The following is a 12,277-nucleotide window of genomic DNA, read 5'->3' on the forward strand; positions in this document are numbered from 1 at the left end:
GATGGAAATGCTCTCGCGCCGAGCGTATGGATTCAGGAATTTTGAGAATTACCGCCTGCGAGTCTTGGCTCAATGCGGGTGGAATGGTGTGATTAACCGAGTGTGATGAATGCCCTGATCCCCCGATAATGGGGTAGAGCCGAAGAATGCCCTGATCCCCCGATAATGGGGAAGAGCCAAAAAGCCCTTGATGAATCAAGGGCTTTTAGGCATTTGGTGGAGACGAGGAGGATCGAACTCCCGACCTTCGCATTGCGAACGCGACGCTCTCCCAGCTGAGCTACGTCCCCAAAAGCTCATAATTCTAGCAAATTGCGGCCGTGTTTGCAGCAGGCATATTCCCGCTTTCGGAAATCTTTGCCTCGGCCATGGATTCGCCGGCGTGAGTTGTAACTGCCGAAGCCGGGCATCTAATTTTTGCCTTGTCCGTGCCGTTATCTTGTTACAGGTAAATGACACAAGTACGGACGTACGAATAATGACCAAGGACGGTGTGCAAATGGCGAAAGCGAACTCTCGCAAATATGGGTGGCTGGCAAGGCAAAGTATGTCCTTGCGCGTGGTTTTGACTTCGCTGCTGGTAACGGTACTGGTCATGGGGGCTATTGCCGTGGTCCTGGCCGAGCAGAGCCAGGCCAAGGCGCAAGAGACCGTGCGTCGGGAAATGCGGGCGGCGCTGGCGGCGGTCGACCAGTCGCTGCAGCTGGTGTTCAATTCGGCCAGCCAGCGCGGCCGCGAATTGATGCCGGCGTTCATCAGTTCGCTGGGCGGCGAGCCCACGACGGATGGTTCCATGACGCCTACCGGAGAGGCCGGCAATGTGCCCAGTTTGCTGGTGAACGGTTTTGTGGTCAATGGGGACACCAGCGCGCTGAAGCGTCTGCATGACTACACGGGGGCGGACCCCGCCATCATCGTTCGCGCCAAGGACGGCTGGGTGCGCGCGGCGACTTTGCTGGAAGACGACAAGGGGCAGAAGCGCATCGGGAGCAAGGTCGCTCCCAACGACTTCCTGGCCAAAACCCTGGACAGCGGTCAAGACTTTTCGGGCCTGGTCCAGCGCAAAGGCAAATGGTACGCCATGAGCGTGCAGATGCTGCACGACAAGGAAGGCAAGGTCATTGGCGGCTTGTCGATCCGCGTGGACGTAGACGGCGACGTGCAGCGGCTGCTCAACTGGGTCAGTACGCTCAAGGTTGGCGATTACGGCTCACTGGCCATTTTGCGGCAGGGAGCCGATGGCGGCGGCTGGGAGTTTGTCGCCGGCGGCGGCGCCATGATGGGCGCTCCGCTGTCTTCGCGCTATAACGAGGCCGACAGCGCCAGGCTGGCCGCGATGTTCAAGTCGGCCGATGGCTTCGCCGAAGCGGCCATGAAGGACGGCGAGGCGTTTGTCGCCTGGCATGGTGTCGAAAACTGGAACTGGCTGCTGGTGGGTACCGGCCAGCGCGACGAGTTCATGGCGGCCAGCCGTCGCGATATGTGGATTCAGCTGGGCATGATGCTGGTGGGCATTGTGCTGATTGCCGGCCTGGTAGGATGGCTGGCGTCGGCCACCTTGCGCCCCGTGCGCGAAATGATCGCCGCCATGATCAAGGTGGGCGAAGGCGACCTGACCGCCGACCTGCCCGCCGTGCCGACGGGATCGCGCAACGAGGTGCATATCTTGTTCGACAGTCTGCGGCATATGCAGGCCAATCTCAGCAATACGGTTATCGCGGTGCGCCACGGAGTCGAGGAAATCAGCATCGGCTCGCGCGAGATTGCGGCGGGCAACACAGACCTGAGCAGCCGGACTGAAGAACAGGCGGCCTCGCTGCAGGAGACCGCCGCCAGCATGGAGCAATTGGCGGCAACGGTGCGCCAGAATGCCGAAAGCTCCCAGCAAGCCAACAAGCTGGCCGGCAATGCATCGGAAATCGCCGGACGCGGAGGCGCGGCCGTGGATCAAGTGGTGGCGACCATGAGCGATATTTCCCAGAGCTCCCACAAGATCGCCGACATCGTCAATGTCATCGAAGGCATTGCCTTCCAGACCAATATCCTGGCTCTGAACGCGGCGGTCGAGGCGGCGCGGGCCGGAGACGAAGGCAAGGGGTTTGCCGTGGTGGCCGGCGAAGTGCGCAGCCTGGCCCTGCGCAGCGCCGAGGCGGCCAAGGAAATCAAGCAGCTCATCGACGAGTCGGTGGGCAAGGTCACGGAAGGCGCGCAGCACGTGGAAAGGGCCGGCGCGACCATGCGGGAAATCCTGGCGTCGGTGCGCCAGGTGACCGGCATCATGGCGGAAATTTCGGCAGCCTCGGACGAGCAGTCCACGGGCATAGACCAGGTCAATACCGCCGTCGTGCAAATGGATCAGGTAACCCAGCAGAACGCCGCCCTGGTCGAGGAAGCGGCCGCCGCCGCGGGTTCGCTGCAGGAGCAGGTGCAGAATCTGGCCCAGGCAGTTTCGGTGTTCCGGCTCAAAAGCACGGAAATCATCGAGGCGCCGCAGGAAGTCCTGGCGCTTACTTGACGGCGCCTACGGTAAAGCCAGCCACGAAGCGGTCGACGAAGAAGTTGTACAGGACCGCGATGGGCAGGCTGACGATCAGGCAAGCGCCCATCAGAGAACCCCAGAAGTACACGTCGCCCCTTACGAGGAAGGTGGGCACTCCCACGCTGACCGTGTACTGCGACGAACTGGTAATGAACGTCAACGCGTAGATGAACTCCTGCATGACCAGGGTCAGGGTGAAAATGACGATGGTCAATATGCCGGCCGAGGAAAGGGGCACCACCACTTTCCAGAATGCGCCGAAGCGGCTCAGGCCGTCCATCATGGCGGCCTCTTCGATGTCCTTGGGCACAGCCTTGAAAAAGCCCATCATCAGCCATGTGCAAAAGGGCACGGTAAAGCTGGGGTACACCAGGATCAGCGACCAGAGGGAATCCTGCAGGCCCAGCCAGCCTACGATGCGCGAGAACGGGATGAACAGGATGGTGGGGGGGATCAGGTAGGTAAGAAAAATGCCTATTGCCAATTGCTTGCCCCAGTGCCCCGAAAGGCGCGCCAGACTATAGCCAGCGGGCACCGCCAGGAGCAATGTGATAACCACGACGATGAACCCCACCAGCAGTGTGTTCAGCACCCATCTGATGTATTGCGTATCGAAGAACAGGACCCGCAGATTGTCCAAGGTGGGCGGCAGGTTGAACAGGAAGGGGTTGCTGCTGGTATTGACCAGGTCCAGCGTGCTCTTGAAGGTGGTGATCAGCATCCAGTAGAACGGGAAGGCGGTGAACACGACAAAGGCGGCCAGAACAAGAAAGTGCCCGAATCCGGAGGCCCAGCGTTTTCCAGGAGTTGCCGCGTAGCGCATGTCAGGTTACCTCCGCGCGACGGGCGATGGTCAGCAGCAGGATGACCACGGCCACCAGCAGTGGAAAAAGAAAGAGGGAAATGGCGGCTCCCTGGGCCAGGTCGCCGCCCGGGACGCCGGTGAAGAACGCCAGACTGGCCAGGACCTGCGTCGAGTCGAACGGGCCGCCGCGGGTCAGTACATAGACGATGATCATGTCGGTGAAGGTGAATACGATGCCGAACAGCAGGGCGACCAGCATGATGGGCATGACCAGCGGAATGTTGATGCGCAGCAGGTGGCGCCAGAAGCCCGCGCCATCCATGTGAGCGGCGTCGTGGATGTCCTGGGGAATGCCCGACAGCCCCGCAAGAATGATGACCGTGGCCAACGGCAGCAGGCGCCAGACATCCACCAGCACGATGGATATCATGGCCAGGTCCGGCTGGCCCAGCCAGATCGGCCAGGTGTCCGGCCCGATCAGGCCCAGGGCGCGCAGCGTCCAGTTGATGATGCTGTACACCGGGTCGAAAATCCACAGCCAGCCTATGGTACCCAGAGAAATCGGCGCAACCCAGGGCAGCAGGATCAGCAGTCGCACCAGCCATTTGCCGCGAAAATCGTTGTACAACGCCATGGCGAGTATCTTGCCCAGAATTACCACCAGCACTTGCGAGACGATGGTAAAGACCAGGGTGTTGCGCATGGAGCGCCAGAATGTGCCGTCCTGCACGATCTGGCGGAAGTTATCCAGGCCCGCGAACTGCAGGTGGGTGTTGCCGACTGTAGCGTTCGACAGGCTGTAGTACATGGACAGCAAGAACGGAAAGCCGACCAGCAGGGCTATATAGACCAGCGCGGGCGCCAGCATCCAGCGGCCCAGCGCCGTGTCGCGCTCGGTCAGCGTTGGTTCCCGCGCGATGGGCGCCGCTGCGGCGCTGCGTGGACTGTTCATGGCTGTCTTCCGATGCGCAGGCCGGTTTTGGGATCGAAGTAGTGCAGGTCGCGCTGCCGGACGACAAAAGAGTGGTCTTCATCGGCAGACAGAGTCGCGTCGACAGTTCCGGGAATGCGTGAAATCACCTTGACCGCAGGCATGGGGGAGGCCAGTGTGCCGTAAAGCAGGCGGTCGGAGCCCAGGTTTTCGATGCGTGTTATGTGGAAGGGCAAGGTTTGCAAGGGCTCGCTGGCCGAGGCATAGGCCTGCGGCGGCAGAAAATGCTCCGGGCGGAATCCCATTATGGGCTGGCCCTCCCGTTCGACCAGATTCATCGGAGGCGCGCCAATGAACGTGGCCACGAAGGTATCGGCAGGCTCCTCGTATACCTGCCTGGGAGTTCCCAATTGATGAATGGCGCCGTGGTCGAGAATGGCGATCCGGTCGCCCAGACCCAGCGCTTCGATCTGGTCATGGGTAACGTAAATCGTGGTGGTGGCCAGGCGCCGCTGGAATTGCTGGAGTTCGTCGCGCGCGGCGATTCTCAGCTTGGCATCCAGGTTGGACAAGGGTTCGTCCAGCAAGAATACGGCGGGTTCGCGCACGACCGCCCTGGCCAGAGCCACGCGCTGGCGCTCTCCGCCGGATAGCTGGCGCGGCTTGCGTTGCAGCAGTTGGCCGATGCCGAACATATTGGCGGCCCAATTCACTTTTTGGGCGATTTCGTCTTTCCGCATATGCTGGGCCTGCAATGGAAACGCGATATTGCGAAAGACGCTCAGGTGCGGGTAGAGCGCGTAGCTCTGGAACACCATGGCCATGTTGCGGGCGCCTGGCGACAGGTTCGTCACATTTCTTCCATCGACCAGGATATCGCCCGATGTGGGGATTTCCAGCCCGGCGATCATGCGCAGCAGGGTGGTTTTGCCGGAGCCCGATGGCCCCAGCAAAACCAGGAACTCCGCCTCGCCCACGGTAAGGTCGATGCCGTCGACGGCGTTACTGCCGTCGAACCGTTTTGTCAGCGCCCGGGTTTCGACTATTGCCATTTTTCTTGATCCTTAAACGCTTGTGGACGAGGGGCTTGGTTTTCTCCAGATCAGACCATGCCTTTCTGATGCCATTTTTCGAAGACACGCTTACATGTGGCGTGCGCATCCTTGATGGCGTTTTCGGGCGTTGCGTTGCCGGTGGCCGCCTTGGCGAACATGGTGTTGAGCACCCAAGTATTGAAAAGTTCGTCGGTGGCGGCGTTGGCGTATCCGGGATAGCCGACATTGGTCGCCTGGGTCATGAGCTGGCCGAGGACTTTGTATTTGTCGCTGGGCTGCGCCTTGGGGTCGTTTGAGATGAGTTTCTCCAGATCCGGCACAGTGCTTGGAAAGCAGGGGAAGTTGTAGAACTGGCCGTTCAGGAAGCCGTTGCGGAAATTGTCGATGTAATCCACCAGGAATTTCTTGGCGCCATCGATGTTCTTGGCGAACTTCCAGATAACATAGCAATCCATCACATGTTCCATGCCGATCCGCCGCACGGGGCCTTTCAACGCTTGGGTGAGTTGGATATTGGGTGTAATGGGAATGTGCTTGTTCTCGCCTTCGCGGGTTACCGAGATGGCGTTCAGGCAAAGGGCGATCTTGCCCGCCAGCATGGCGCGGTTGTTCGACGAAGCGTCCCAGGCCAGCACTTGGGCCGTCATGGTGTTTTCGTACAGGGCTTTGACGAATTTGACGGCTTCCAGAGTGTGCTTGGAGTCGAGCACCACGGCGCCGTGTTCGTCCTGTATCGAGCCGCCGAAAGCGAACAGAATCGTGCGCATGGCCATTGCAGTGTCCAGTTCGGCCGAAAGTCCGATGCCGATGGGGATGTTGTGCTGCTTCTTGATCTTTGTGCCCGCTTTCAGCACATCGTCCCAGGTATCGGGCGCGGCCATCCCCACGCTGTCCCATAGATCCTTGCGGTAATTGACGGGGTCGGGAACGAAGCTGTCGGAGAACGCGTAATATTTTTTGGTCTTGGGGTTGTAGGAGCTGCGCAGCGCCAACTCGACGGGCTTGCCATGCCTGTGCTCGCATTCTTCGTATATCTCGCGGTGATCGATGACCTGGCTTTCATAGACAGGCGGCGGCGACAGGAACATGAACAGATCGTGGCCTTGCTGAGCCGATACCTCGGCGGCGGCGCGCGTGGCCAGCGCAGGGATGCCCACATGATCCACGACGACGTCCGTATCGTTCTTCTGGCCCCATTCCTTGACATAGGTATTGTCGAACCATTGATCGTAGGCCGGCACAAAATGATTCCATTGCAGGATCTTCAGGGTGTTCTTGGCGGCGTGGGCGTTGCGGATGAAACAGGGGCCGATGATGGTGGCCAGGCCGGCGGCGCCGACCGACTTGAGGACGCGTCGCCTTTGGGTGTCAGGGAGGAAAGCCGGCTGGATACTGCGTGGTGCGCAGTCGGTTTTTCTTGAGTCGTCTGCCATGGTTGTCTCCTTGTCTGAGAGAAGCAGGCATTCGTCCTGAACTGAGCGGCGAGCGCCCGTATGTCATTGATATTAAATCTGTATCAAAGGCAAAGTAAATAAAAGACAAATACCCGTTTACAATTTTCGGGTGATGATTTGTAACGGATTCGCCGGCAAAGGTTGGCAAGCGCCGCGCGCCTGGAATCCAGAGTTGGAGAAGCCATGCGGGAAATCGATCATCGAGCTGGAAAGCCAGTGCTCAAAGCGGATGCGGTAACGGCTGTAGTGCTTGCGGCGGGGCTGGGCCGGCGCATGCTGGGGCCGAACAAGCTGTTGCTGCCGGTGCACGGAGAGGCCATGGTGCGGCGGGTCGTCGAGCAGGCGCTGGCTTCGCGTTGCGGGCGGGTGCTGGTGGTGCTGGGGTTCGAGGCCGCGCGCGTGCGCCAGGCGCTAGAGGACCTGCCCGTGGAGTTCGTCGTCAACGAGGGCTTCGAAGAGGGCCTGGGCAGCTCGGTGCGCGCTGGCGCGCTGGCCGTGCGGGACGGCAGCGCCGCCGTCATCTGCCTGGGCGATATGCCGCTCGTAGATGCCCCGGTCATCGACGCCCTGATCCATGCCTATGAGACCGGCGCGGGAGTCAAGGCCTGCCAGCCCTTGTACGATGGCCGGCGCGGCAACCCTGTTTTATGGGGGGCCGATTGCCTGCCCGATTTGCGCCGGCTGGGCGGGGACGAGGGCGCCCGGGCCTTGCTGCTGCGGTTGGGAGGGGCGTTGGCCCTGGTGGATGCGCCGTCGCCGGCCGTGCTGCGGGACATCGATACCCCCGACGATCTGCGCAGCCTGGAAGATTCCTGAGCCAGTCTTCGCATCGCAGGCGTGTGGCCTGTGGGCTCGTGCAGCCGGCGGACTTGCCCGGCGCATACGTAGTAGAATTTCAGCTTTAAAGTTTTCGGCCTTTGCGCAATGACAACCATACTTGAGAACGTTCCCGTCGGCCAGAAGGTCGGCATTGCCTTTTCCGGCGGCCTGGATACCAGCGCCGCCTTGTTGTGGATGAAGCACAAGGGGGCCGTCCCCTATGCCTACACCGCCAACCTGGGCCAGCCCGACGAGTCCGACTACGAGGCCATTCCGCGCCGGGCGCTGGAATATGGCGCCACCAAGGCGCGTCTCATCGATTGCCGCGCGCAGCTCGTGGCCGAAGGCCTTGCCGCCCTGCAGTGCGGCGCCTTCCACATCTCCACGGCGGGCGTCACCTACTTCAACACCACGCCCATCGGGCGCGCGGTCACCGGCACCATGCTGGTGGCGGCCATGAAGGAAGACGACGTCAATATCTGGGGCGACGGCAGCACCTACAAGGGCAACGACATCGAGCGCTTCTACCGTTATGGCCTGCTTACCAACCCCGAGCTCAAGATCTACAAGCCCTGGCTCGACCAGGCCTTCATCGACGAGCTTGGCGGCCGGGCCGAAATGTCCGAATACATGCAGGCGGCGGGCTTCAGCTACAAGATGTCGGCCGAGAAGGCGTATTCCACCGATTCGAACATGCTGGGCGCCACGCACGAAGCCAAGGACTTGGAGCATCTGAACTCGGGCATTCGCATCGTGAAGCCCATCATGGGCGTGGCATTCTGGCGCGACGACGTCCAGGTCAAATCCGAAGAAGTCACCGTGCGTTTCGAAGAGGGCCATCCGGTGGCGCTCAATGGCGTCGAGTACGCCGACAGCGTCGAGCTGGTCCTGGAAGCCAACCGTATCGGCGGCCGGCACGGCCTGGGCATGAGCGACCAAATCGAAAACCGCATCATCGAAGCCAAGAGCCGTGGCATCTACGAAGCTCCGGGCCTGGCCTTGCTGCACATCGCCTACGAGCGCCTGGTTACCGGCATCCATAACGAAGACACCATTGAACAGTACCGCATCAACGGGCTGAAGCTGGGCCGCTTGCTGTACCAGGGCCGCTGGTTCGATCCCCAGGCCATCATGCTGCGCGAATCCGCGCAGCGCTGGGTGGCCAGGGCCATTACCGGCGAGGTTACGCTCGAACTGCGCCGCGGCAACGATTATTCCATTCTGAATACGGTGTCGCCCAACCTTACCTACCAGCCCGAGCGCCTCACCATGGAAAAGGGCGAGTCCACGTTCTCGCCGCGCGACCGCATCGGCCAGCTCACCATGCGCAACCTGGATATCATCGATACCCGGGACAAGCTGTTCACCTATGTCAAGGCCGGCCTGCTGGCCCCCTCGACCGGCACTGCCTTGCCTCAACTGAAGGAAGCCAAGGATTCGGGGCAGGGCAAGCAGTAAGCGCCTCGCCGTATCGAACAGAAACGGGCCGGATTCCAAAAAGAATCCGGCCCGTATTTCATTGTCCCGCGTGCGGCCCAAAGTGCAGGGAGCAAGCTGGGCGGTGGGCCTTGCCGGCGCCGCTTCGGAGAGGCCTTGGGCGGCGATGTCGAACGGCAGCTTGAGCAGCGGCCTTGAAGGGCGGCGAAAGCTAGCCTTCGATCTGGCCCAGCAGCAGGAATTCCATGAGCGCTTTTTGCACGTGCAGGCGGTTCTCGGCTTCGTCCCAGACCACGCTTTGCGGGCCATCGATGACTTCTCCCGTGACTTCTTCGCCGCGATGCGCCGGCAGGCAGTGCATGAAGATGGCGGACGGATCGGCGACGGCCATCATTTCGCCGTCGACGCACCAGTCGGCAAAGGCCCGGCGGCGCTGGTCGTTTTCGGTTTCATAGCCCATGCTGGTCCAGACGTCGGTGGTGACCAGATGCGCGCCGCGGCATGCTTCGAGAGGGTCCGGGAATTGCTTGAGGACGCTGGCCGGCGGGTTGTCGATGCGCTGGGAATCGAGCTCGTAGCCTTTGGGGGCGGAAACATGCAGCTGGAAACCCAGCATTTCGGCGGCTTGCAGCCAGGTGTAGGACATATTGTTGGCGTCGCCTATCCAGGCGACCGTCTTGTCCTGGATGGGGCCGAGGTGCTCGATGAAGGTGAAGATGTCGGCCAGGATCTGGCAGGGGTGGAACTCGTTGGTCAGCCCGTTGATGACGGGAACGCGCGAATGCGCCGCGAAGCGTTCCAGGCGGGTCTGCTCGAAGGTGCGGATCATGACCAGGTCGACCATGCGTGAGATGACGCGCGCGGTGTCCTCGATGGGTTCGGAGCGGCCCAGCTGCGAATCGCCGGTGGTCAGGTGGATGACGGAGCCTCCCAACTGGTACATGCCGGCTTCGAACGAGACGCGGGTGCGGGTGCTGGCCTTCTCGAATACCATCGCCAGGTTGCGGTCATGCAGGGTGTGGTGTTTTTCGTAGCGCTTGAATTTGTCTTTGATGAGCTTTGCTCGCGCGAAGATGTAGTTGATTTCGTCCGTCGTCAGATCGCGAAATTGCAGGAAATGCCGTAGTGGGCCGGTTTGCGGAGTAGCGTGAGACATGTTGAACCTTGATTCCGTGGCGTGGCAGGCAATGCGCAGCCATTGTTTTTTTCCGAATTGACTATCATATACAATTGCGGCGGTTGGGAACAAATGCTTTTCCCTTGAACGGTACCCCGACAGGGTACAATGGGCGCCTGGTTTTGTAGGGTTCTATGTCAGCTTCAGAGCAGCAGTTCATTATTTACGGCGTCACGACCGAAGGTCAGCGTTTTCGCCCCAGCGACTGGGCTGAGCGCCTGGCGGGCGTCATGTCCCAGTTCCGCCCGGCAGGTTCCGTTGGGGGGCATCTTACTTATTCGCCGTATGTGCTGCCCACGCTCATCGACGGCGTGCGTTGCGTGGTCGTCGATCACCGTTTGCGCGACATCGAACCGCTGGCGTGGAACTTCGTGTACGAGTTCGCCCGGGACAACCATCTGAAAACCAGCGAAAAGCACATCATCGATAAAACCGACCCGGCTTAGCCGGGTCTTTTTTTGCCGCCGGGCCGCCCCAAGGCAAAAAGCTCCCCCTTGGGGGGCAGCCAGCCGCGTCAGCGGCGCAGCGTGGGGGCTCTCTTTTTGCCGCCGGGCCGCCCCAAGGCAAAAAGCGCCCTTATTCCGATATCGGCGGAACGGGGGTAATGACCCGGCCTGTTTCGGCGAAGGCCACGGCGTTGTCGACCATCAGGTCGACCATGTCGCGCCGTGTTTCCCTGGTGGCGCTGGCGATGTGAGGCAGCAGAATGACGTTCTCGAGGTTTTTCAGCGCATCCGGCACGTGGGGTTCCCGGTCGAAGACATCGAGCCCTGCGGCTCCCAATCGACCGTCCTGCAGGGCCTGGACCAGGGCGTCTTCGTCCACGACCGAGCCGCGTGCGATATTGATCAGTATGCCTTCGGGCCCCAGCGCATCGATGACGCCGCGGTCGACGAGATGCCGGGTGGAGTCTCCCCCCACCGTCGCCACCACCAGGAAGTCCGCCCATTCGGCCAGCTCGCGCAGGGACTGGACATAAGGCCAGGCGACATCGCTGCGCTCATGCCGGTTGTGGTAGCGCACATCCATTTTGAAGCCGGCCGCGCGTTCGGCAACGGCCAGGCCGACCCTTCCCAGCCCGACGATGCCCAGCCGCTTTCCGGTAACCTTGGTGCCCATCGGCAGAGGATTGGCGCCGCCCCATTTGCCAGCCCTGACGTAGCGCTCCGCTCGGCCGATGTCGCGCGCGGCGCCGAGAATCAGGGCCCAGGCCAGGTCGGCGACGCAATCGTTCAACACGTCGGGCGTGTTGCTGACCTGTATGCCTTTGCTTTGTGCGTGCCGTACGTCGATGGAGTCGTAGCCGACGCCGACGCTGCAGATGGCCCGAAGGTTGGGCATCGAGTCGATGAGTTCGGCGGGGGTGGAGGTGAGGGCGCTGGTGATCAGCACCCGGATGGCTTCCTGGTGTGCCTGCATGGCGGCGTTGGGGTCGGCGGCCTCCCATAGCCGGATGACGTCGAAGTAGCGATTCAGGCGATCCGGCGCGTCTTCCGATGGAAGGGGAAGCAATTGCAGCAGGGTCGGTTTGGGGTGTGTCATGGCTTGCCTTTTGTTTTTTTGCAGCGCGCCCTTCGGAGCTGTGCCGTGGCGCAGAAGAACAAAAGCACTATACTCCATGGCCTGGAGTGGGCCTGGAGTGCGGCGGAGCAGACGCAAAAAAGGACGCATAGCGTCCTTTTTTATTGCGGGAACAGCCCCGCGGTTTTGCCGATTGACCCGAGTGGCGTATTAGGCCAGCGCCTTGACGGCGGCGGCAAGGCGGCTTTTATGACGGGCGGCCTTGTTCTTGTGGATGATGTTCTTGTCGGCGATGCGGTCGATGACGCTGGAAGCCTTTTGGAAGACTTCGGTGGCAGCGGCCTTGTCGCCGGCTTCGATGGCCTGGCGAACGCGCTTGATGGACGTGCGCAGCATCGAGCGCAGGCTGGAATTGTGCTTGTTGCGCTCAACCGATTGGCGGGCGCGTTTGCGAGCTTGGGCTGTATTGGCCATATCTGTCTGTAACTTTCAGGTTGGCAGCTAGGCCAAGAGTAATGGGCTAGCTGTTTTTTTTAATC

General features: G+C 61.1%; 11 protein-coding genes and 1 tRNA gene. 4 read left to right on the forward strand and 8 right to left on the reverse strand.

All coding sequences use genetic code 11. The features are described from left to right. Nucleotides 1-214: 214 nt before the first annotated feature. A tRNA-Ala gene (locus VNT00_RS05775) sits at nt 215-290 on the reverse strand. A gap of 257 nt (nt 291-547) precedes the next feature. Between VNT00_RS05775 and VNT00_RS05780 the strand changes: the two genes are divergently transcribed. Continuing rightward, nucleotides 548-2,515, forward strand: a complete 1,968-nt coding sequence (locus VNT00_RS05780; RefSeq protein WP_325585407.1) for a methyl-accepting chemotaxis protein — start codon at nt 548-550, stop codon at nt 2,513-2,515. Here the strand turns inward: VNT00_RS05780 and VNT00_RS05785 are convergent. Genes VNT00_RS05785 through VNT00_RS05800 form a run of 4 tightly spaced genes read right to left on the reverse strand, consistent with a single transcriptional unit; the run spans nt 2,508 to nt 6,763 of the window. Continuing rightward, complete coding sequence (locus VNT00_RS05785) at nt 2,508-3,362, reverse strand: carbohydrate ABC transporter permease (protein WP_325585409.1); 855 nt, start codon at nt 3,360-3,362, stop codon at nt 2,508-2,510. The two genes, VNT00_RS05780 and VNT00_RS05785, sit on opposite strands and share 8 nt — an antisense overlap. Nucleotide 3,363: 1 nt before the next feature. Next, on the reverse strand, nt 3,364-4,296 hold the full coding sequence (locus VNT00_RS05790) for a carbohydrate ABC transporter permease (protein ID WP_325585411.1): 933 nt from the start codon (nt 4,294-4,296) through the stop codon (nt 3,364-3,366). Beyond that, nucleotides 4,293-5,327 carry an ABC transporter ATP-binding protein gene (locus VNT00_RS05795; protein WP_325585413.1) on the reverse strand — a complete coding sequence of 345 codons (1,035 nt, stop codon included), beginning with the start codon at nt 5,325-5,327 and terminating at the stop codon, nt 4,293-4,295. The genes VNT00_RS05790 and VNT00_RS05795 overlap by 4 nt, the downstream gene beginning before the upstream one ends. Before the next feature lie 50 nt (nt 5,328-5,377). After that, nucleotides 5,378-6,763, reverse strand: coding sequence for an ABC transporter substrate-binding protein (locus VNT00_RS05800; protein WP_325585415.1), 1,386 nt, complete (start codon nt 6,761-6,763; stop codon nt 5,378-5,380). A gap of 237 nt (nt 6,764-7,000) precedes the next feature. Here VNT00_RS05800 and VNT00_RS05805 point away from each other — a divergent pair, with 237 nt between their 5' ends. Then, entirely contained in the window at nt 7,001-7,600 is a 600-nt protein-coding gene (locus VNT00_RS05805; protein ID WP_325585417.1) for a nucleotidyltransferase family protein, read from the forward strand. A 108-nt stretch (nt 7,601-7,708) separates the two neighbouring features. Next, nucleotides 7,709-9,061 carry an argininosuccinate synthase gene (gene argG, locus VNT00_RS05810; protein ID WP_325585419.1) on the forward strand — a complete coding sequence of 451 codons (1,353 nt, stop codon included), beginning with the start codon at nt 7,709-7,711 and terminating at the stop codon, nt 9,059-9,061. 190 nt (nt 9,062-9,251) lie between these two features. Here the strand turns inward: argG and argF are convergent, their stop codons facing one another. After that, nucleotides 9,252-10,196 carry an ornithine carbamoyltransferase gene (argF, locus tag VNT00_RS05815; RefSeq protein WP_325585421.1) on the reverse strand — a complete coding sequence of 315 codons (945 nt, stop codon included), beginning with the start codon at nt 10,194-10,196 and terminating at the stop codon, nt 9,252-9,254. A 155-nt stretch (nt 10,197-10,351) separates the two neighbouring features. Here argF and VNT00_RS05820 point away from each other — a divergent pair, with 155 nt between their 5' ends. Then, on the forward strand, nt 10,352-10,663 hold the full coding sequence (locus VNT00_RS05820) for a DUF3579 domain-containing protein (RefSeq protein WP_325585423.1): 312 nt from the start codon (nt 10,352-10,354) through the stop codon (nt 10,661-10,663). A gap of 130 nt (nt 10,664-10,793) precedes the next feature. Here the strand turns inward: VNT00_RS05820 and VNT00_RS05825 are convergent, their stop codons facing one another. Beyond that, nucleotides 10,794-11,759 carry a 2-hydroxyacid dehydrogenase gene (locus tag VNT00_RS05825; protein WP_325585425.1) on the reverse strand — a complete coding sequence of 322 codons (966 nt, stop codon included), beginning with the start codon at nt 11,757-11,759 and terminating at the stop codon, nt 10,794-10,796. A 189-nt stretch (nt 11,760-11,948) separates the two neighbouring features. After that, nucleotides 11,949-12,212, reverse strand: a complete 264-nt coding sequence (gene rpsT, locus VNT00_RS05830) for a 30S ribosomal protein S20 (RefSeq protein WP_325585427.1) — start codon at nt 12,210-12,212, stop codon at nt 11,949-11,951. Between the last annotated feature and the right edge of the window lie 65 nt (nt 12,213-12,277).

It is taken from the genome of Eoetvoesiella sp. (genome assembly GCF_035555955.1).
Lineage (GTDB): Bacteria > Pseudomonadota > Gammaproteobacteria > Burkholderiales > Burkholderiaceae_B > Eoetvoesia.